Origin of the sequence: Paraconexibacter algicola, from assembly GCF_003044185.1 — a bacterium.
In the GTDB taxonomy this organism is placed as follows: Bacteria; Actinomycetota; Thermoleophilia; order Solirubrobacterales; family Solirubrobacteraceae; genus Paraconexibacter; species Paraconexibacter algicola.
Genome location: NZ_PYYB01000001.1, coordinates 2,929,623 through 2,950,961 on the forward strand (window position 1 = coordinate 2,929,623; position 21,339 = coordinate 2,950,961).

Here is a 21,339-nt window from a genome sequence, read left to right on the forward strand (position 1 = left end):
GGGACGACGCCGCGGTCGGCGGGCGCCGCCGGCCCGCGCGGCACGACGTCCGCGTCGGGGGTCGTGCCGATGCGGCGGATGGGCGGGGGAATCAGCGGATCCACGATGGCGACTCCGCGCGGCCGCGCGTGATGCGCGTGACCGCGGCGTTCAGGAACAGGACGATGAGCAGCAGGACGAACGCGGCGGCGTAGGCCTTCTCCGGTGCGTTGCCGTCCCCCGCGGGGGAGTTCGTGTAGACGTAGCTCGTGAGCGTCGACCCGGTGCCCTGGAGGAACGAGATCACCGGCGTCTCGCCGGCGGGGTCGAACTCCAAGGACGCGCCGAGCAGCACGACGACGATGGCGGTGTCGCCGATGATCCGGCCCATGCCGAGCGTCGCGCCGGCCGCGATGCCCGGGCGCGCGGCGGGCAGCAGGACCCGGCGGATCGTCGCCGCGCGGGTCTTGCCGAGCGCGTAGGACGCCTCGCGCACGTGCGACGGGATCTGCTGCAGCGCCTCCCGGGTCGTGCCGACGACGAGCGGCAGCGCGATGAGGCTCATCATCAGCCCGGCGATGATGAAGCTGCGGCCGAACACGCCGCCGCCCTCGGAGGTGAAGCTCAGCGGCGCGAAGATCCCGTTGCTGAACACGGTCAGGCCGAACAGCGCGAGCACGATGCTCGGGGTTCCCGCGATGACCTCGACGCCCGACTCGACGGCGCGCGCGAGGCCCGCGGGGCGTCCGTACTCGCTGAGCCAGATGCCGACCGCGGCGCCGAGCGGCGCGGCGATCGAGATGCCGATCGTCGTCAGCAGCATCGTGCCGACGAGCGGGTCGAAGAAGCCACCGGACTTCGCCTGGTCGTTGTCCGCGACCGGCGACTCGACGAACAGCCGCGGCTCGAGGTATTGGGCGCCGCGCACGGCGAGGTAGACGAGGATCGTCGCGGTGATCAGCAGCAGGCCGATCCCGGCGACGTAGCAGGCGGCGAGGCCGAGCCGGTCGATCAGCGGCCAGGAGGCGCTGGACTCGACCGGGCGGGTGCGGCGCGCGGGCGGCCGCTGCGAGGGGGGCGGGGAGGCGACGGCCATCAGGACCGGATCCCGTACTTGCGCATCGGCAGCTTCGCGGCGTACCCGGCCATCGACAGGAGCGCGCTGGAGATCAGCAGCAGGGCCCCGAACGCGTAGAGCGTGTCGCCGAGCGTGCCGCGCGAGAGGCCCTCGGAGTTGTCGACGATCGTCGCGGCGAGCGGGCGGACCGGCTCGAAGAAGAAGGTGAGGCCGTCGAGCGGGTTCGGCGCGAACCCGCGCGACCCGGAGACCATCGAGAGCATGATCGCCTCGCCCAGGGCGCGGGCGGTGGCGAGCACGGCGGCGGCGACGATCGCGGGGCGGATCGTCCGCAGCCCGATCTTCGTGATCGTGCGCCAGCGGTTGACGCCCAGCGCGGCGGAGCCCTCCAGCCACGACTTCGGGACGCCGCGCAGGGCCTCCGCGATGATCGCGATCATGATCGGCGAGATCATCACGACGAGCACGAGCGTCCCGACGAGCAGCGAGTTGCCGTTGAGCTGCACGACGAACCCGACGCTCTCGCGGCGCTCGTCGCCGATGAGGTCGTTGACGAACGGGACGAGGATGAGCAGGCCGAGCAGGCCGTAGACGACGGACGGGACGGCGGCCAGGAGCCGGATCGCCGGCTCCATCACGCGCCGCACGCGCTCCGGGGCGAACTCGACGAGGAAGATCGCGGCGAGCGTCGAGAAGACGATCCCGATCAGCATCGCGAACCCGGTCGTCAGCAGGGTCCCCCACAGCAGCGGCCACGCGTGCAGCGTGTACTCGCCGTCGACGGAGCCGTCGAAGATCGCCTGCAGCTCGACGTCGACGTCGTGGCCGCCCGCGAACCAGGAGAGGCCGTTCTCGCTGAACGACGGCCACGCCTTCGCGAGGACGAAGATGATCATCCCGGCGATCAGCGCGAGCACCAGCGACGAGACGCCGCCGAGGATCGCGCCGACGCGCCGGTCGGACCAGCGGCCCAGCTGTCGGTCCCCCGACGACAAGCTAGGCCCCGGCCTTCAGGGGGACCCACTCGGACGCGATGATCCGCTGCGCGGCCGCGTTGCCCTTGACCCAGCGCAGGAACTTGCCGGTCGCGCCGGTCGCCTTGCCGCGGGTGACCATCCAGAAGTTGCGGACGCCCGGGTAGGTCTCGGCCTTCGCGTTGCGCAGCGTGCAGGCGACGCCCTTGTAGGGGACGGCGTGCGTGCCGGCGGTGGCCTCGAAGGTCAGGTAGCCGATGCCGCGCTCGTCGCTGGCGACCGCCTGCTGGACGAGGCCGGTCTCCTTCTTCTGCTGGGCGCCCGCGGAGACGCGGAGGTTCTGGCCCATGAAGATGTTCTGGAACGCGTCCTGCGTACCCGAGGAGGGCGTGCGCGCGTAGAGGCTGATGATCCCGGTGACCGTGCTGCCCGGGACGTCCTCCCAGCGCTTGACCTTGCCGGAGAAGATCGCCTGCACGTCGGCCTGCGAGAGGTTCGGCAGCGGGTTCTTGCGGTTCGTGACGATGCACAGGCCGTCACGGGCGATCTTGTTGAAGACGAGGCCGCCCGGGTCGGAGCGGACCGGGTCGCGCGAGACGTTGCCGATCGACACGCGGCCCTTCGCGACGTCGGTGACGCCGATGTCCGAGCCGCCCTGCAGGAGGCTGAACTGCGCGGCGCCGGGGAAGGCCTTGAGGTAGCCCTGGATCAGCTTCTTGGCGAGCGGCTTGATCGAGGTCGAGCCGCTCATCGTGATCTTCGGCTTGGCCGCCGGGGCGGTCGCCGGGACGACGGCGGCGGGCACGGCGCACGCGGCGGTCGCGAGCAGGACGGCGGGGAGGGGACGGCGCACGGTGCGGTGACTCCTTCGTCGGACGGGGGATGGCGCTGGATGGCTGGACCGGACGGCGCGCACGGGCGACGGCGCTCCGGGCGGCACGGCTGCGGAAGTCTGGGACGGCCCGGGGTGGCGGTCGTGAACAACGGGTGGCCGTCTGGAGAAGAACTGGTGAACGTCCGCGATCCGGTGCGTCGCTTCACCAGAACTTCCCCAGTCGTTCACACCGGACCGGCGGTGGCGCTCCAAGGTCCCGCGTCGCATGCGTGCCGGTCAGCACCGCACCGCCCGCCGGGCGGCCCTCACCCTCGGCTGCGCCCTGCTCGCCCTCCCGGCGACGGCGCCGCCGCGCGCCGACGCGCGGATCACGCCCGTCACCCCGATCGCGGGGCCGAGCACCGCGATCGTCGAGCTCGGCGGCGTCGCCATGGCACCCGACGGCACCGGCGGTCTCGTCTTCCGCCGCCGCGACGAGGACGGGCGCACGCACATCTACGCGTCGCGGTTCGACGGGGTCACGTGGGCCGCGCCCGTGCGCGTCGACCGCGGCCAGCGGTTCGACTCCTCCTGGCCGGCGATCGCCGCCGCGGGCGGCGGCCGGCTCGTCGTCGTCTGGGTGCAGGAGTTCGGCGTCGCCACCGACCGCCTGTTCGCGGCCACGCTCGACCCCGGCGCCACCGGCTTCCAGGCCCCGGTCCCCGTCGACCTCAACGTCGGCGAGGCGATCGCGACCTATCCCACGGTCGCGATGAACCGCGCGGGCACCGCCTACGTCGTCTACCGGGTCGTCAACGCCACCCCGCAGCAGAACACGTCGCTGCCGTCGGACACGGTCGACGCCGACGTGCGCGTCGCCCGCACCAGCGGCCAGTTCTGGTCGGTGCTGGGCGCCCCGATGGACCGCGACATCGCCGTCCCCGTCGCCACCCCGACCGCGCTGAACGCTCCGCGCATCGGCGTCGACGTCGCGGGCAACGCGGTCGTCGCCTGGCAGGAGCCCGACGCCACCCAGACCGATCGCGTCTTCGCGCGGCGCCTGTTCGGCGGGACGATGGGCATCGCGCTCCAGGTCTCCCCGTCGGAGCGCGACGGCCGCCCGGTCCGCGGGCGGACCGACCAGCTCGCGCTCGCCGTCGCGGGCTTCGGCCAGGCGGTCGTCGGCTACCGCGAGCTCGGCGAGGGCGACGAGGCCGCCGCCGACGCCCGCGTCTGGACCAACGCCATCCCCGAGTCCTTCAGCGACAAGGCCGCGGCGTTCGCGGGCCCGCGCCTGGCTGACGGCGGACCGGCCGCCCCCGACCAGCCGCTCTCCGCCCCGCCCGGACCGGTGAGCGTCGCGACGACCCCCGCGGGCGCGGTCGCCGCCGGCGTGGCCGTCGGGCCGGCGTCGCTCGTCGTCTCCGGGGACGACCGCAGCGTCGGCGCCCCGGTGCGCCTGGACGACGGCACCTCGACGGCCTCCGGCGACCCGGTCGTCGGGCTCTCCTCCGCCGACGCGGCCGCCGCCTACGCCTGGCGGGTGCAGCAGGGCCGGGTCGGGGCGGTCGCCGCGCGCGAGGTCCGCGCCGACGGCGTCCCGACGACGCGCGTGCTCTCCGCACCGCGCGGCGGCCGCGTCACCGACCTGCGCCTCGCGGGCTCCGGCGTCGGGGACGCCGCGATCGCCTGGGTGCAGGGGGAGGGGGACGGGACCCAGATCGCCGCCGCGGTGATCGACGCGCCGCCCGCCCAGTTCGCGGCGCAGGCGCCGCTCACCTGGGTCCGCACCCCGACCGCGAAGCTCGCCTGGGACACGGCGCCGCACGCGATCGGCGGCGTCAGCTACGACCTCACCGTCGACGACGAGCAGGTCGCGACCGGCCTCACCCGCACCCGCACCGAGCTCCCGCTCGCCGATGTCGAGGACGGCCGCCGCACGCTCGTGGTCATCGCGCGCGACAGCGCCGGCCAGGAGACCGAGAGCATCCCGACCGAGCTGCGCGTCGACCGCACGGCGCCGACCGTCACGGTCGGCCGCAGCGGCCGCCGCGGCGTGCGCGTCGCGATCACCGACGGCGCGGCGGGGGAGTCCTCCGGCCCGAGCGCCGCGGGCACCACCGTCCGCTTCGGGGACGGCCGCGGGACCCGCGGTCGCGTCAGCCGGATCGTCCACACCTACCGGAAGGCCGGGCGCTACCGCGTGACCGTCACGACCCGCGACCGCGTCGGCAACCGGCGCGTCCTGCGCCGCACGGTGGTGGTTCGGTGAGGCGGGCAATCCTCGCCGGCCTCGGCCTCGCGCTGCTGCTCCCCGGCAGCGCCGGCGCCGCCACCGGCTTCCAGGCCGGCGCCGACCTGCTCAGCAGCTCGCTCGCCCGGCTCGAGCAGGCCGACGACACCACCACGAACGTCGCCCTCACCCGCGACGCCCGCTTCGCGCTGATCACGACCCGCGCGACGAACCTGTTCGCCGACGACGACCCCGACCCGCCCGGTCGCACCCGCGCCGGGGGCGTCTTCCGGCGCGACCTCGCCAGCGGCGCGCTCGAGCTGGTCGCCGCCGGGGACGAGCTCGACGAGGCCACCCGCGAGCTCGTGATCCGCGGCGCGCGCGGCGCGTCGATCTCCGACGACGGCCGCCTCGTCGCGTTCACCACGAACGCGCCGCTGGTCGCCGCCGACCGCAACGGCAACGCCGACGTGTACGTGCGCGACCTCGCCGTGCCCCGGGGCGCCCCGGGCGCCTACGAGCTGATCAGCGCCCGCGACGGCGGGGACGTGCCGGCGACCTACGGGGTGCGCGATCCGGATCTGCCGGGCCGCAACCCGGGCACCGAGACCTACCCGGGCGGTGCGATCTCCGCCGACGGGCGCTTCGTGGTGCTCCGCACGGGCTCGGTGACCTCCGACCTGCCCGACCGCGCGACCACGGACACGCCCCCGGGCACGCTGCTCGTGCGCGACCGGGCCGAGCGCCGGACGATCCTCGTCACCCGCGAGAGCGAGACCGGCGAGCCGGTCGGCGGCGCCACCGGGCCGGCGACGATCAGCGCCGACGGCAGCACCGTCGCGTGGGTGGGGATCCGCGCCGCGCAGCAGACGCGCTTCCAGCCCGGGGAGAACCGCAACCCGCTCACCGAGCACTACCTGTGGCGGCGCATCGCCGACGGTGCGGCCGCGCGCACCCGGCGCATCACCGGTGCGGTCGACACCGACGACCCCGCGTGCGACCCCGAGACCACCGTCGAGCCGTCCCCGACGGCCACCGGGCCCTGCTACGGGCCGCTGGCCGACCAGGAGGCGGGCCGCGTCGGGATCGGGGCGCGCGCCCCCCAGCTCTCCGCGGACGGGCGCACGGTCGTGTTCCTCGCGGCGGGCGCGTTGCGGCCGGACAGCACCGGCTTCGAGGGCGTCGAGGTCTTCACGACCTCGATGGCGCCCGGGGCCACGCGCAAGGACGCGACCACGCAGCTGACGCGCGGCGCGCTCTCCGGCGACCCCGCGGCCGCGGCCACGATCGACGACCTCGCCTGGTCGGCGGACGGCCGCTGGCTGGCGCTGCTGACCAACCGCACCCGCTTCACGTTCCCGGCGCTCACCCCGATCGGCACGTTCCGGCGCACCCCGGACACCCGCGAGCTGCTGCTCGCCGACCTGCAGCGGCGGACGGTCGAGCGCGTCGTGACCGACCGCGGCGGGGGCGACATCGACGCCGACATCGGCCGCCAGCCCGCGATCGCCGCGGACGGCGCCACGCTCGCGTTCGTGTCCAGCACCCCGGACCTGTTCTTCGGCGACGCCAACGAGCAGGCCGACGCCTGGCTCGTGCGCCGCGCGCCCCCGGTCGTGGCGGAGCCACCGCCCCCGGAGGAGAACCAGGGCCAGATCGTCGTCACGCAGACCGCCGAGCCCGACGAGCCCGACCTGGGCCTCGGCGTCCGCGACCGCCGGGACGGAACCGTCCGCGTCTCGGTCCGCGCCCCGGAGCCTGGCGCGTTCACCGTCTTCGCCCGGGCCGGCAAGCCCCTGCGCACAGTGGCGCGCGCGACGCGCACGGTCCGCAAGGCGGGGCGCGCCGCGTTCCTGCTGAAGCTCACGGCGGCCGAGCGCCGACGCCTGGCGCGCAGTCGCCGTCTCAGCGCCACGGTCCGCGTGCGCTTCGTCCCGACCGCTCCCGGAGCGCGTGCGCTGACCGAGGTCGGCAGCGTCCGCTACACGCTGCGCCGCGCCGCCTCGAAGACGAGCAGGACCCCGCCGAAGACCAAGACCCGGGCTCGTGGTGCATCGAACTGGAGAACTTCTGGTGAACGCGATGGGGCCGACCTGTGACCGACCGGTGGCCGTTCGGTGAACACCCCTGGTGCGCGGGCCGCCGGTCCGCTCCTCTACCCGGCGCCAACCACCACCACGAGTCGTTGAAAGGACCCGTCACCACGATGGCACTCCCCACGACGGCGAAGGCCCGGGGCGCGCGCATGCTCGCCACGGTCCTCGCCGGGTCAGCAGCCGCCGCCGCCCTCTCCGCGCCGGCCGCACACGCCGCATTCGTCACCCCCGCCTGCAAGGGCGCGGACATCTCCGGCGTCGGCGCGACGTTCCCCGTCCAGGCGCACGTCGGCTGGGTCGCGAACTTCAGGTCCGACACCCCCGGCGCCTGCGGCGCCACCGCCCCGAACGTCACGTACAACCCGTCCGGTGCGATCACCGGCTCGGGGGCGGGCCGCATCGCGATGGGCCTGCGCTCGGCGGCGGGCAGCAGCAACCCGAACCCGAACCAGAACCGCGACGCCAACCGGCGCTTCGCGGGCACCGACGAGCCGCCGACGCCCGCGCAGACCCTGCAGATGGAGCAGGGGCCGATCGACAACAACGGCGTCGACGTCACCCCGACCGACAACGGCGACCTGCACGTCATCCCGGTCGCGGTCGGCGCGGTCGCCGTCGACGTGAACTTCCCGCAGGGCTGCACCGTCCCGACCGCACTCCAGGCCAACGCGCCCGCGGACTCCACCGTGCGCCTGAAGCTCGAGGCCGGCCAGCTCGAGAAGGCCTTCGCGGCCGACACGCTCGTCGACACCTGGGGCGAGCTCGTCCCCGGCATCACCGGCACGCCCTCCGACGCGAACCTCGGTACCACCTGCGCCGGGGCGCCGATCCGCCGCGTCGTGCGCCAGGACGACTCCGGCACGACGTTCGCGCTGAAGGACTGGCTGGCGAAGGTCAACCCCAACCGCGGCTGGAGGACCACGTTCGGCGCCACGCCGAACACGACGTGGCCGAACACGGTCAACGAGTCGAGCGCGGCGACGTGCCCGTACACGTCCAACCTCTGCAAGGCGGCCTCCAGCGGCGGCGGCAACCAGCTCACGCTGCTGGCCAACGCGCAGTCGCAGGGCTCGATCGGCTACGGCGTCGTCGCCGACTCCCGCACGCGCGGCTTCGACGTCGCGAGCGCCACCGACACGACGTTCTGGGTCGCGATCCAGAACGACGCCGGCGGTACCGCGTACGACCCGAGCCGCTCCCCGAACGGCTACAAGCAGAACGGCCTCGCGGGCTCGAACTGCGGCGGCGTGACGTTCACCGGCGTCCCGGCGACCACGCTCGGCGACTGGGAGGCCGTGTCCGCCGCGGGCGGGGCGGGCTCGACCGCCTACCCGGCCTGCACCGTGACCTACATCCTCGCGTGGGACGACTACGGCCCCGTCTACGGGCTGTCGGCCGACAACGAGAAGAAGGCCCGCACGGCCAAGGACTACCTGTCCTCGATCGTGACCGCCGACGGCCAGGCCGACCTCAGCGCCCGTGACTACGCGCCGCTGCCGACGAGCCTGCGCACGATCGCCCAGAACGGCGTGGCGGCCATCGGCTACAACAAGGCGGACACGGGGGTCGTGACCCCGCCCGCCCCGGCGCCGGCGCCCGCGCCGGCCACGCCCGCCCCGACCACCCCGGCGGCCGGCGGCACCACGCCGCAGCCCGCGCCGCAGGCGCCGAGCAACGTGTTTACCGTCGCCTCGGGTCGCGTCAGCAGCACGAACCTGCTGCTGAGCATCCAGGTCCCGGGGGCCGGCACCGTCCGCGCCGTCGCGACCGCGAAGGTCAAGGGCAAGACGGTCCGCGTCGGCAGCGTCTCCGCGACCGCCAGCGCGGCGGGCACGGTGAAGCTCACGATCAAGGCCTCCTCGGCGGCGAAGAAGCTGCTGAAGAAGGCCGGCCTGAAGGTCTCGGTCGCGGTCACGTACACGCCCACGGGCGGCACGGCGGCCTCGAAGTCGAAGGCCCTGACGCTGAAGAAGCTGAAGGCGGCCAAGAAGAAGTAGCCGGACCCGCAGCACCCCGACGGCGGGGCGGACGCGCACGCGCGCCCGCCCCGCCGCGGTCGTTCCATCCACACGAAGGACGTTCATGAGTCAGCCCAGCAAGAGCAGCCGCCCGCACCTCGGGCAGCGGTCCAACCCCGTTCTCACCGTCGCCAAGGACGTCGGCACCGCGCTGCGCACGTTCCTGCTGCGGGACCTGCTCGCGACCTTCCTGCTGCTCGCCTCGATCGCGCTGACGATCACGTTCTTCTCGCTGCTGGACTCCACGCGGCCGGAGTCGCCCGGCCAGCGCGCGCCGCTGTCGGCGATCGTCAACCTCGCCGAGGCGGGCCTGATCACCAACGCGACGCTGCTGGACCACGACTCCGTCGTCGCCGTGCGCACCCGCAGCGACCTGCGCCTCTACGCGCCCTACCCGGCGTCCAACGCGCAGACCCAGTCGCTGTTCCGCACGCTCGACGAGGGCGGCGCCGCCGTCACCGTCGACCAGCAGTCCTTCAAGGGCGAGCGCCAGGTCATCGTCCAGTTCCTCGTCCCGATCCTCCTGCTCGTCGCGCTGTTCGCGTTCTTCACGAAGCTCATGAACGACGGCGGCGCGGGCGGGATCGCCGCGTTCTCGAACATCGGGCGCAAGGGCAAGAAGAAGGGCAAGGGCACCGCCCACAAGGTCACCTTCGACGACATCGCGGGCGTGCCCGACGCGGTCGCCGAGCTGCGCGAGATCCGCGACTACCTCGCCGACCCCGGCAAGTACGTGGCGCTCGGCGCCGGTGCCCCGAAGGGCGTGCTGCTCGTCGGCCCTCCCGGCACCGGCAAGACGCTGCTGGCCAAGGCCGTCGCGGGGGAGGCCGACGCGACCTTCTTCTCGATGTCCGGCTCGGACTTCGTCGAGTCGCTCGTCGGCGTCGGCGCGGCGCGCGTGCGCGACCTGTTCGCCAAGGCCCGCAAGGCCAGCCCCGCGATCGTGTTCATCGACGAGCTCGACGCCGCGGGCCGCAAGCGCGGTGCGGGCATCGGGCAGGGCAACGACGAGCGCGAGCAGACGCTCAACCAGCTGCTCGTCGAGATGGACGGCTTCGGCGGCGACGCCGGCCTCGTCGTGCTCGGCGCGACGAACCGCCCGGACATCCTCGACGACGCGCTGCTGCGCCCCGGCCGCTTCGACCGGCAGGTCACCGTCGACACCCCCGACGTCTTCGGTCGCGAGGCGATCCTCGGGCTCTACGGCTCGAAGAAGCCGCTGGCCCCGGACGTCGACCTCGGCGAGATCGCCAAGCTGACGCCCGGGTTCTCCGGCGCGGAGCTCGCGAACGTCATGAACGAGGCGGCGCTGCTGACCGTCCGCGAGGGCCGCGAGAAGATCGACCAGCGCACGCTCGAGGAGGCGATCGACCGCGTGATCGCCGGGCCGGCCAAGCCGCACGCGCTGACCGAGCACGAGCGCTGGCTGATCGCGATCCACGAGTCCTCCCACGCCGTCGTCACCCGCGCGGTCGGCCAGACCGTCGTCGCGCAGAAGCTGTCGGTCGTCGCCCGCGGCCGCCAGCTCGGCACCTCCGCGGCGATGATGGGCGACCGCGACGCGGTCGTGCAGCAGGAGCCCGACCTGCAGCGCCAGCTCGTGTCGATCGTCGCCGGCGCCGCCGGCGAGCAGATGGTGTTCGGTTGCCTGTCCACCGGGGTGCACGACGACCTCCACGCGGCGACCGCGATCGCCCGCTCGATGGTCACCTCCTACGGGATGAGCGACGCGCTCGGCCCGGTCACGATCGGCGAGAAGCAGGGCCAGGTGTTCCTCGGCGCCTCGCTGCAGGACCTCGGCTCGGTCGGCGCCGCCACCCTCGACCTCATCGACCGCGAGGTCGAGCGGATCGTCGCCGACGCGAAGGCGCGCGCCGAGCACGTGCTCGACCGCAACCGCCAGGCGCTCGACGAGACCGCCCGCGCCCTGCTCGAGCACGAGACGCTCTCCGGGCACGCCCTCGACGCGGTGCTCGCGACCGTCACGCCGATGCCCGTGGAGGAGCTGCGGCACATCACCGCGGGCCGCCCGCCGCAGGAGCCCGCACGCGACGAGGACCCGCAGCGGGGTGCGTAGGAGCCGCGACATCGCCGCGGCCCTCGCCGGGCTCGCGCTGCTGCTCCCGGCCGCCGCGCAGGCCGAGCCGACCTGGCGCCTGGAGCAGCCCGCGCCGCCCGCCGGGGCGCCGTTCAAGGTGCCGCTCGGCGCGCCCGGCGACCTCGACTTCTACGCCCCGAACCGGGGGCTGCTGGCGATCGAGGGCAACGACACCGTCGCCCAGGGCCTCTACTTCTACGACGGGGTCGAGTGGCGACCGCTGGCGACCGTCTGCGGTGGCGGCGCCGCCACGACGCGCATCGCCTGGGCGGGCCCCGACGAGTTCTGGACGATCACCGAGCCCAGCAAGCCGCGCGCGGGTGCCGGGATCGCGCTCTGCCGCTTCAAGGGCGGGGTGGTCGTCGGCAGCTACTCGAGTCCGAACGCCTCGCCCGACCCGTTCCGCCAGATGACGAGCGCCGCGTGCAGCGGCCCGACCGACTGCTGGTTCGGCGGGATCGGCAGCGCGGACGCCGCCGGCAACCGCGTCGGCGCGTTCTTCCTGCACTGGGACGGGACCGACCTGCGCACCGTCTACGACCCGCAGGGTCGCGGGGTCAGCGACCTCGTCACCGACGGCGACCGCTACATCACCACGCGCTACGTCGGGCGCCGCGCCGAGGACCGTGGCGGCAGCCCCGACCTCGCGCGCCCCGAGCCGACCGGCCCGCGACTGATCCGCTCCCTGACCGCGGGGCGCTTCGGCGACGAGGGCTGGCTGGCCAACAGCGACGTCCGCTACCCCGAGGACGCCACCGAGCTGCTGGCCGCCGACCGCGACCTCGACGGCGACCTCTGGGTCGTCGGCGGTGGCGCCGCCTCCGGGCCCGCCGCCCCCGCGGAGGGCCAGTACCCGCGCGGCCCGATCGCCGTCCGCCGCACCCCGGTCGCCTGGCAGGACGTGCCGCTGGACCCCGAGGCCGTGGCGCCCGACGAGACGTTCGTCGACGTCGCGGGCCTGCCCGGCAGCCCCGACGCGCTCGTCGCGACGAGCCCGTACGACGAGCGCCGGCAGACCACGGTCAAGGCGCGCGTCGCGATCGTGCAGCCCGACGGGACGGTCCGGACCACGCGCCTGCCGACCAGCGGCGCGGGCCGCGGCGCGGCGGCGAAGGTCGCCTGTCCCGCCCCGGACGACTGCTGGATGGTCACCGCGGCCGGCTGGCTCTTCCACTACACCGACGGCACGACCTTCGAGCGGGTCACCGACCCCGCGTTCGCCCGGCGCATCGACCAGCGCCCGAACGAGTCGCAGGAGCAGTTCGTCCCGGACGGCCCGCCGGTCGACGACTCCCAGCTCTTCGCGCCCCCGCCCGAGGCGCCCGCGCCGACCGTCGAGACGCCCACCGTGGCGCCCGTCACGGCACCGGCGCTGCTGACGAACCCGCGCGCCCGCGTCGTCCGCACCCGCCGCGGGCTCGTGCTCGTCGTGTCGTTCACGCTGCGGCGCGACGCGCGGCTCGGCCTCGTCGCCAGCCGCGGCGGCCGCGAGGTCGGCCGCGTGCGCCTGACCCGGCTGAAGAAGGGCCGCCGCGCGCTGCGACTGCGCGTCACCCGCAAGCGCTACCCGACGAAGCTGCGGTTCACGCGGCCGCCGTCCAGCACGCCGACGACGACCTCCGGCGACGACAGCGTCACGACCGGCGACACCGTCACCACGGGCGGCGACACGGTCACGACGGGCGGCGACACCGTCACCACCGGCGGCGACACGGTCACCACGCGATGAGACGCGCACTCCGCACCGTGCCGATCGCCGCCGCGGCGATCGCCCTCAGCGCCGCCCTGCTCACGAGCCCCGGCCAGGGCCAGGACGGCGGCGGCGGAATCGTCGCCCAGCCCGTCCTCGGCGTCGCCGACGCCCAGACCGTGCTGCTCGGCGCCGTCACGGTCGACGGGGCCCCCGGCGAGACCTGGGCCTACCGGGTGATGCCGGCCGAGTACGCCGGTGCCGTCCTCGACGGCCAGACCGTGCCGAACGGGCCGCTCGGCGACGGGCTCGTCGGCGACCCGCAGCTCGTCCTGCTGCGCCACACCGACGCGACCGGCTGGCGCGTCCAGGAGACGCCGCTGGACCGCGAGGGCCGCACCTCGCGCGGCATCGTCCCCAACCCGCGCGCGGCGGAGGTCCTGCCGCGCGGCGGCGGCTACCTGCTCGGCCGCGCCCAGGGCACGGCGGCGCCGGGCGACGAGACGCGCATCCTCGTGCGCAACCCCGGCGGCCGCTTCGGCGAGCTGCCCGCGCCGCCCGACGACGTCCTGCTCCCCGCCGCCACCCCCGAGGTCGACGACCCGGGCGAGGCGCTCGCCGGCGACCGCGGTCTGGGCAACGCGGTCGCCACCGGCTACGAGGACGGGGACACGACCCACGTGCTCGTCGCCCCGCGCGGGCGCCAGGAGCAGTCCGCCGTCCTGCACTGGGACGGCGAGACCTGGAGCCGCGAGCCGGTCGAGATCCCGGCCGGCTCGGAGAACACCTTCGAGATCGTCGCGATCGACGCGACCGGCCCCGGCAACGCCTGGTTCGTCGCCCGGCCGGCCGGGGCGCTGGACCGGGGCATCGTCCTGTTCGAGCGCGACGCCCGCGACGAGGACGCCCCGGTGTGGCGCGAGCGCCCGCTCGACGCGGCGCGCTTCGCCGACGCCGCGACCCCGGCGCTCGGCATCTCCGACGTCACGACGCTCGACGGCGGGCTCCAGCAGACCCTCACCGTGACCGCGGACGGGGTCTGGGTCGACGGCAGCCTGACCGCCGGCGGCGCCACGCGCGACCTCACGCTGTTCGTCGACCCCGACCGCGACGCGCCCGCCGCGCGGGTGCTCGGCTCCTGGTGCGACGCGCAGACCCCGGACGGCGAGGCGATCTGCGACCGGCCGCTGGGGGTGCGCTTCTCGCGCCGCACCGGCTACCGCTCGCTCGGGTTCGCCGCCGGTGACGGCGGCTTCGGCGGCCGTATCGTCTCCAACCCGCTGCGCCCGGGGGGCGAGGACGACACGAACCTCGGCACCTACCTGTCGCTGCAGGGCGCGACGTTCCGCCGCCTGCCCGGGGCGGGCGGCAACCTCCGGCGCTCGGCCGCCTTCTCGACCCCCGACGAGGGCTGGCTCGAGGGCCCGGTGCAGGTCACCCGTCGACCCGTCGCCTCCGCGCTGCGTCCGTGGCCAGTGGCCGTCCGCGCCCCGTTCACCGCCGTGTCGCACCAGCCGGGCGCCGCGGGCGGCGACCCGAACACGCAGGCGCTGGCGGTCGGCGCCTCCGGCGCGGTCGCCCGGTACCTGCCGGGCACCGGCTGGACGCGCGAGTTCCTCCTCACCTCGACCGGCGCGGTCACGAGCCCGACGCTGCGCGGCGTCGCCTGGCCCGAGCCCGGCCGCGCGTACGCGGTCGGAGACCTCGGCGCGATGTGGCTGTGGCGCTCGGAGACCGGCCTGTGGGAGCGCGACCCCGCGGCCCCCGTCGGCTTCGAGGCGAACCTCATGGGCGTGGCGTTCCAGCCCGGCTCCGGCGCACGCGGGTACGCGGTCGGCCGCCAGGGCACGCTGCTGCGCTACGACAAGACCTGGACGCAGGAGGCGCTGCCCGCCGACGTCGCCACGCGCGACATCACGTCGGTGACGTTCGCGGGCGCCCAGGCGATCGCGGTCGCCGGCCGGGACGTCCTCGTCAGCGACGGCGGTCCGTGGCGCGTCGACGAGCAGCTGCGCGAGCTGCTGCGCGGCCTCAAGGGCGCCGACCCGCAGCTGCTCGTCGCCGCCGGCCTGCCGGACGGCGGCGCGGTGGTGGCCGGGCGCAACCTCGTGCTGCAGCGCGACGGGGCGGGCCGCCCGTGGCGGTTCGCCGACCAGCCGCTGCCCGGCGTCACCGCCGTGGCCGCCGCGGCCGTCCGCGACGGCGACCGCGTCCGCGCGGTGCTGTCGGTCGTCCCGGGGATCCAGTACCCGCCGGGCGAGACGCTCCCGGACGTCGACCCCGACCTGCCGCCGCCCGTGCTCACGCCGATCCCGCTGCCCGGCGACGGGTACGTGCTGCGCGAGGTGCCGGGCGGCTGGCGCGACGAGCAGCGCCAGGCGTTCAGCGGCTCGGGCGCCGACCGGCCGGTCAAGCCCGACCCGGTCGCCGCGTTCGACCTCTCCCCGGCGGGGACGGGCTGGGCCGTCGGCGGCTGGAGCGGCGAGCTCGACAGCGCCGGGCGCGGCTCCTCGGGCCGCAACGCGACCGGGCGGGCGAACCGCCAGCGCGTGCAGACCGCGGCGATCCTGCGGCTCGGCGACGGCGCGCAGGAGGCGCCGCCCGCCGTCGGCGCGGCGGAGATCCCGCTCGACCAGTCGACGGTCACGTTCGCGGTCGCCGGGCACGCGCAGTGTGAGCGGGCCTGCGCCGATCTCGCCGGGCAGGACCTCGCCCCGGACCGCGCGCTGCGCACCACCGTCGCCCGCGTCGCGCAGCTCGCGACGCGCCCCAACGGCCCGCGCGCCCTGCTGTTCACGGGCGGCCGCACGAAGCCCGGCGGCGAGCCGCAGTCCCGCGCGGAGGCCGACCGCTACGCCGAGCTCCTCGGGGTCGGCGGCGGCCTGCCGGTGTTCCCGGCGGTGTCCGCGGGGGACGTGCCCGACGGCTCGGCCTCGACCTTCCGCGGGGCGTTCGCCGGTGCGGGCGCACCGCTGGGCACCGGGGCGCCGGGCCCGACGATCACGCCCGTGTCGGGTCCCGGTCCCGACGGGGCGGCGACCCACTACGCGTTCGAGACGACCGGCCCGACCGGCACGGTCCGGGTCATCGTCATCGACAACGCGGCGGGCTCGCTCGCGGCGTCGGACCCGCACCAGAGCCCGGCCGAGCCGCAGCTGCCGTGGCTGCGCGACCAGCTCGCCGCGGCGAAGGCGAAGGCGACCCCGGCGATCGTCGTCGGCTCCCGCGACCTGACGAGCCGCCAGCAGCCCGCGCTGAACGTCGCCACCGACGCCGACGAGGTCGCGCGCGTGCTCGTCGACGGCGGTGCGTCGGCGTACTTCTACGAGCGGCCGGAGGAGAACCGCGTCACCCGCATCCCGGCCGGCGCCGCGACGACGATCCCGGCCTTCGGGACCGGCACGCTCGGGTACCGCTCGCCGCTGTCGAACACCAGCGACGGCCCCGACGCCCTGTTCGGCGACAGCGGCTTCCTGCTGGCCCAGGTCGACACGGTCAACCGTGACGCCGCGACGAACCGCGCCCCGGTGGGCGTCCGGCTGATCCCGGTGATCGACGACCTCGCGCTGCAGGCGATCGACGGCACGCTGCTGCGTCGCTCGCGGCCCTCGCTGTTCCAGGGGCTCGGCCGTCGCCCGGTCGCCGGGGACCGCTGGGGCGACATCTCCGGCGCGGACGGCAACCCCAACCCGCCCGGGGGGGACCCGTACACGGCGTTCCCCCCGGCGCAGTGCGCGACGGCGGGCTGCGCGACCCGGCTGACCCCGGAGTTCGCGTTCGCCTCCTCGGCCCCGGACATCGCGGACTTCGTCCGCCAGGACCCCGCGTCGACGAACCTGCGCAAGCCGTTCCTCGGGGCCGACGACAAGGTCGTCACCGACGCGGCCTCGGGCCTGATCTGCCCGTTCAACGCCGGGACCACGAACGTGACCGTGTCCGCGGGCGGCCTGGCGTTCACGCAGCGCGTCACCGTCCTCGCCGGGAGCGTGCAGCGGCCCTGCGGCACCCGTCCGCTCGATCCGAGCCGCTTCCCGGCCGCGACCCCGGCGGCGGTCCCACCGCCCGCCGCGGCGCCCGCGGCCGCGCCCGCGAACAGCCCGCCGCCGCCGGTCTCGCCGCCCCCGCCGCCCGCCCCGCAGCAGCCGCCGCCGACCCCGGCGCCCGCCGTCAAGGCGGTCCCGCCGGTGCAGCCGCTGCCGCCGGCGGCCCCGCCGACGGAGGTGCCGCCCGCGCGCGACCTGACGCGCGCCCAGGTGCCGGCGCCGCCCCCGCCGCCCGCGGGCGGCTTCGGCCGGCCGATCCCGCCCGGTGGCGCGGTCATCCGCGTGCTGGAGGAGAAGCGCGAGGAGGAGATCGCGCCCGAGTCCTCGCAGGCGTTCGCGGCCTACGACGTCGACGAGGGACCGTCGGTCCCGTACGGGCCGTTCGTGTTCGGGATCGTGCTGCTGGCCGCCTTCGCGGGCGCGTCGGTGCGGCCTGGGCTGCGGCGGCGCAACCGTCGTGCCGAGCACGCCGTCGCGGTCGCCCGCGTCGAACCCGATCCGCTGGACCCCCGCACCCGACACCGGAGAACCCGCTAGATGCGCACCCCGTCCGTCGCGCGCGCCGCGCTCGTCCTCGCGACGTTCGCGCTCGTCGCGTCCACCACCGGCCTCGCCGACGCGGCCCGGTCGTCGATCGCCCGGGTGGTCTCGAGCCCGAAGCCCAACAGCGTCCTGAAGCTCGACAAGAACGCGCGCTTCCCGGCGCGCGCGATCCCGAAGGTGGCGAGCGCGCGGTCCGCGGACCGCGTCGGCGGCAAGACCGACGAGCAGCTGACGGGCAGCTGCGACCCGCAGACCGTGGACCTGGGGACCTGGTGCCTGCAGTCCTCGCCGTTCCCCCTGACCAACGAGGACCAGGGCAAGAACGACTACTTCTTCGCGACGCAGGCGTGCGTCGACGCGGGCGGCTGGCTCCCGACCGCCGCACAGCTGGTCGGGGCGGCGGCGCGCGTGAAGCTCGCGTCGACGATCGGGGACTCGCAGACGACGGCGTCGATCGACATCGACCCGACGGACGGCCTGAAGGACCGCCGCGAGATGAGCGCGACGCTGATCACGACCGCGGCAGGCTCGAGCGCCGCCGGGTCGACCGGGGTCAGCGACGGCTCCCGCGGCGACCCCAAGACGGGGGAGCCCGACCCGGTCCCCGAGCCGGCGAACCCGCGGCCGGAGACGCTCCAGTACGTCACGGTCTACGACAACGGCGACAAGGGCGGCTTCGCGGGCGCCCGACCGGTCGGGACGCCGGAGACGTTCCGCTGCGGCTTCGACAAGCAGGAGGGTGCCGCGGACGCGGAGGAGGGGTCGTGAGCGCGCCGGCGGACGAGCCGTTCGCGGTCGGGCCGCTGGAGCTGCGCCCGGCCGAGTTCACGGCGCTGGCGGCGGGCCGGCGCGTGCCGCTGACCGTCCGCGAGTTCGAGCTGCTGCACGAGCTGGCGCGTCGCCCGGATCGGGTGGTGCAGCGTGCCGAGCTGTACGACCTCGTGTGGGGCGGGCCGATGACCTACCGCGACCGCTCGGTCGACGTGTTCGTGCGCAAGGTCCGCACGAAGCTCACGTCGGTGTGCCCGGACTGGGTGTTCATCCACACGCACTTCGGGATCGGCTACCGCCTGTCCCCGGAGCGCGTCGTGCTCGGTCCGGCGGCGACCGATCAGGGACGCGACGCGGCGCGCCCCTGAGCGGGACCGGGGGCCGCGGCGAGCCAGCCGGTCAGCTCCTGCAGCCCGCCGGGGGCGGGGGAGTAGTAGGTCCAGGTGCCGCTGCGTCGCGCGTCGAGCACGCCGGCCTGCACCAGCACCTTCAGGTGCTTGGACAGCGCGGGCTGCGAGATCGCGAAGAGCGGCAGCAGCTCGCACTGGCAGACGGGCTCGTCCGCGGCGCGGACGACGTCGACGATGCGCAGCCGGGTCGGGTCGCCGAGCGCCTTGGCGATCCGGGCGAGCCGGCCCGTCGCGTCGTCGTCGAGCGTCGGGACGACGGGGATGCAGCAGTCGGCGGCGACGGCGGCGGCGGGCACCCGTGAAGATTCGCATAACGATCTGGTGATGTCAAAACCATCTGGTTATGCTGCGCGCCGTGTCCGCCACCCGCATCGCCATCAACGGCCTCGGCCGCATGGGGCGCCTCGCGCTCCGCGTCCTCGCCGACCGCGACGACCTCGAGGTCGTCCACGTCAACGAGCTCCACGGGGACGCCGCGACCTCCGCGCATCTCGTCCAGTTCGACTCCGTCCACGGCCGCTACGCCGGCGAGGCCCGCGCCGACGGCGACACGCTCGTGCTCGACGGCCACCGCATCCCGCACACGTCCGCCGCGACCCCGGACGCCGTCGCGTGGGACGCCGACATCGTGCTCGAGTGCACCGGCCGCTTCCGCACGATCGACACGCTGACGCCGTACCTCGACGCCGGCGTCGGCACGGTGGTCGTCGCCGCACCGGTCAAGGACGATCGCGCGCTGAACGTCGTCGTGGGCGTCAACGACGACCGCTACGACCCCGCCGTGCACCGGGTGGTCACCGCCGCCTCCTGCACGACGAACTGCCTCGCCCCGGTCGTCGCGGTCCTCCACGCGGGGCTCGGGATCCGCCACGGCTCGATCACCACGCTGCACGACCTGACCAACACGCAGGTGATCGTCGACGCGCCCCACAAGGACCTGCGCCGCGCGCGCTCCTCGTCGCAGTCGCTGATCCCGACCTCGACCGGCTCCGCCACGGCGATCGGCCTGATCCTCCCCGAGCTGCAGGGCCGGCTCGACGGCCTCGCCGTGCGCGTGCCGCTGCTGAACGCCTCGCTCACCGACGCGGTCCTCGAGGTCGAGCGCGCGACGACCGTCGAGGAGGTCAACGGCCTGCTCGCCGCGGCCGCCGCCCCCGGTGAGCGGCTGCACGGGATCCTCGGGTTCGAGGAGCGCCCGCTCGTCTCCGTGGACTACCGCACCGACCCGCGGTCGGCGATCGTCGACGCGGGCTGCACGCGCGTCGTCGGCGGGACCCAGGTGAAGGTCTACGCCTGGTACGACAACGAGTGGGGCTACGTCAACCGGATGGTCGAGCTCGCCGGCATCGTCGCCGCCGGGTCCGCCTCGCGATGAGCCGCGACCTGCGCAACTACGTCCTCGTCACCGGGGCCTACTGGGCGGACACGATCGCCGACGGCGCGAGCCGCATGCTCGTGCTGTTCTTCTTCTACGAGCGGGGCTTCTCGCCGCTGGAGGTCGCCTCGCTGTTCCTCTTCTACGAGGTCTTCGGGATCGTCACGAACCTCGTCGGCGGCTGGGTCGCGGCCCGGTTCGGGCTGCGCAGCACGCTGCTGGCCGGCCTCGGGACGCAGCTGCTGGCGCTCGGGATGCTCGCGCTGGCACCCGACGCCTGGCTCGTCGTCGCCTACGTGATGGTCGCGCAGGCGCTGAGCGGGATCGCGAAGGACCTGACGAAGATGAGCTCGAAGAGCGCGGTCAAGCTCGTCGTGCCCGACGAGGGGTCGCTCTACCGCTGGGTGGCGGTCCTCACCGGCTCCAAGAACGCGCTGAAGGGCTTCGGCTTCTTCCTCGGCGGCGCGCTGCTGGAGCTCGTCGGCTTCCGCGCCGCCCTCGGCATCCTCGGCGCGATCGTGGCGACGGCGCTGGTCGCCGTGGTCGTCCTGATGGACGGGGAGCTCGGCCGCCCGGACGCGAAGGCGAAGTTCCGGCAGATGCTGTCGCAGAACCGGGCCGTCAACCGGCTCGCCGCCGCCCGCGTCTTCCTCTTCGCCAGCCGCGACGTCTGGTTCGTCGTGGCGCTCCCGGTCTTCCTGCGCACGGAGCTCGACTGGAGCTTCTGGGAGGTCGGCACCTTCCTGGCCGTCTGGGTCATCGGCTACGGCACCGTGCAGGCGTCGGCGCCCCGCTGGGTGGGCGCGCCGGACGGTCGCAGCGCCGCGATCCTCGCGTTCGTCCTCGCGGCGTTCCCGGCGGGCATCGCCGCGGCGCTGGCCTCGGCGGTCGACCCGGCGGTCGTGCTGGTGGCCGGGCTGATCGTGTTCGGCGTCGTCTTCGCGCTGAACTCCGCGGTCCACTCGTACCTGATCCTCGCCTACGCCGACGGCGACCGGGTGGCGATGAACGTCGGCTTCTACTACATGGCCAACGCGTTCGGGCGGCTCTCCGGCACCGTGCTCTCCGGCGTCGTGTACCAGTGGCAGGGTCTCGAGGCGTGCCTGTGGCTGTCGGCCGGGTTCGTCCTCGCGGCGGGCGCGCTGTCGCTCTCGCTGCCCCGCTCGGCGCGCACCCGCGGAGGCGTGCAGCCCGCGGTCTGACCGGGATACGGTGCC

Annotated in this window: 14 protein-coding genes; 10 read left to right on the forward strand and 4 right to left on the reverse strand. The window is 75.1% G+C overall.

Translation table 11 applies throughout. The features are described from left to right. Nucleotides 1–91: 91 nt before the first annotated feature. The 3 genes from pstA to C7Y72_RS13795 are packed head-to-tail and all read right to left on the reverse strand — an operon-like array spanning nt 92 to nt 2,884. Nucleotides 92–1,075, reverse strand: a complete 984-nt coding sequence (pstA, locus tag C7Y72_RS13785; RefSeq protein ID WP_233243850.1) for a phosphate ABC transporter permease PstA — start codon at nt 1,073–1,075, stop codon at nt 92–94. Further along, nucleotides 1,075–2,052, reverse strand: coding sequence for a phosphate ABC transporter permease subunit PstC (gene pstC, locus C7Y72_RS13790; protein WP_233243852.1), 978 nt, complete (start codon nt 2,050–2,052; stop codon nt 1,075–1,077). Before pstC ends, pstA begins: the two co-directional genes overlap by 1 nt. 1 nt (nt 2,053) lies before the next feature. Beyond that, nucleotides 2,054–2,884 (reverse strand): substrate-binding domain-containing protein, encoded by an 831-nt coding sequence (locus tag C7Y72_RS13795; RefSeq protein WP_158276852.1) that lies wholly within the window; start codon nt 2,882–2,884, stop codon nt 2,054–2,056. 247 nt (nt 2,885–3,131) lie between these two features. Between C7Y72_RS13795 and C7Y72_RS13800 the strand changes: the two genes are divergently transcribed. The 8 genes from C7Y72_RS13800 (at nt 3,132) to C7Y72_RS23370 (ending at nt 18,705) form a co-directional block, all read left to right on the forward strand. After that, complete coding sequence (locus C7Y72_RS13800) at nt 3,132–5,117, forward strand: PKD domain-containing protein (protein WP_107569444.1); 1,986 nt, start codon at nt 3,132–3,134, stop codon at nt 5,115–5,117. Continuing rightward, nucleotides 5,114–7,177: a hypothetical protein gene (locus C7Y72_RS13805; protein ID WP_107569446.1), complete on the forward strand. Its 2,064-nt coding sequence runs from the start codon at nt 5,114–5,116 to the stop codon at nt 7,175–7,177. Before C7Y72_RS13800 ends, C7Y72_RS13805 begins: the two co-directional genes overlap by 4 nt. A 107-nt stretch (nt 7,178–7,284) precedes the next feature. Next, nucleotides 7,285–9,171 (forward strand): substrate-binding domain-containing protein, encoded by a 1,887-nt coding sequence (locus tag C7Y72_RS13810; RefSeq protein WP_107569448.1) that lies wholly within the window; start codon nt 7,285–7,287, stop codon nt 9,169–9,171. An 85-nt stretch (nt 9,172–9,256) separates the two neighbouring features. Then, nucleotides 9,257–11,269, forward strand: coding sequence for an ATP-dependent zinc metalloprotease FtsH (ftsH, locus tag C7Y72_RS13815; protein ID WP_107569450.1), 2,013 nt, complete (start codon nt 9,257–9,259; stop codon nt 11,267–11,269). Then, nucleotides 11,262–13,019 carry a hypothetical protein gene (locus tag C7Y72_RS23765; RefSeq protein ID WP_199223939.1) on the forward strand — a complete coding sequence of 586 codons (1,758 nt, stop codon included), beginning with the start codon at nt 11,262–11,264 and terminating at the stop codon, nt 13,017–13,019. The genes ftsH and C7Y72_RS23765 overlap by 8 nt, the downstream gene beginning before the upstream one ends. After that, complete coding sequence (locus C7Y72_RS13825) at nt 13,016–17,560, forward strand: hypothetical protein (protein ID WP_107569452.1); 4,545 nt, start codon at nt 13,016–13,018, stop codon at nt 17,558–17,560. Before C7Y72_RS23765 ends, C7Y72_RS13825 begins: the two co-directional genes overlap by 4 nt. Beyond that, nucleotides 17,561–18,334: a hypothetical protein gene (locus tag C7Y72_RS23365; RefSeq protein ID WP_158276853.1), complete on the forward strand. Its 774-nt coding sequence runs from the start codon at nt 17,561–17,563 to the stop codon at nt 18,332–18,334. Continuing rightward, on the forward strand, nt 18,331–18,705 hold the full coding sequence (locus C7Y72_RS23370) for a winged helix-turn-helix domain-containing protein (RefSeq protein WP_158276854.1): 375 nt from the start codon (nt 18,331–18,333) through the stop codon (nt 18,703–18,705). Before C7Y72_RS23365 ends, C7Y72_RS23370 begins: the two co-directional genes overlap by 4 nt. On the opposite strand, the gene C7Y72_RS13835 is transcribed toward C7Y72_RS23370, so the two are convergent. Then, nucleotides 18,678–19,043, reverse strand: a complete 366-nt coding sequence (locus C7Y72_RS13835; RefSeq protein WP_107569454.1) for an ArsR/SmtB family transcription factor — start codon at nt 19,041–19,043, stop codon at nt 18,678–18,680. The two genes, C7Y72_RS23370 and C7Y72_RS13835, sit on opposite strands and share 28 nt — an antisense overlap. Before the next feature lie 59 nt (nt 19,044–19,102). Here C7Y72_RS13835 and C7Y72_RS13840 point away from each other — a divergent pair, with 59 nt between their 5' ends. Beyond that, nucleotides 19,103–20,122 carry an ArsJ-associated glyceraldehyde-3-phosphate dehydrogenase gene (locus tag C7Y72_RS13840; RefSeq protein ID WP_199223940.1) on the forward strand — a complete coding sequence of 340 codons (1,020 nt, stop codon included), beginning with the start codon at nt 19,103–19,105 and terminating at the stop codon, nt 20,120–20,122. Continuing rightward, nucleotides 20,119–21,324, forward strand: coding sequence for an organoarsenical effux MFS transporter ArsJ (arsJ, locus tag C7Y72_RS13845; protein WP_107569458.1), 1,206 nt, complete (start codon nt 20,119–20,121; stop codon nt 21,322–21,324). The genes C7Y72_RS13840 and arsJ overlap by 4 nt, the downstream gene beginning before the upstream one ends. The last annotated feature ends 15 nt before the right edge of the window (nt 21,325–21,339 follow it).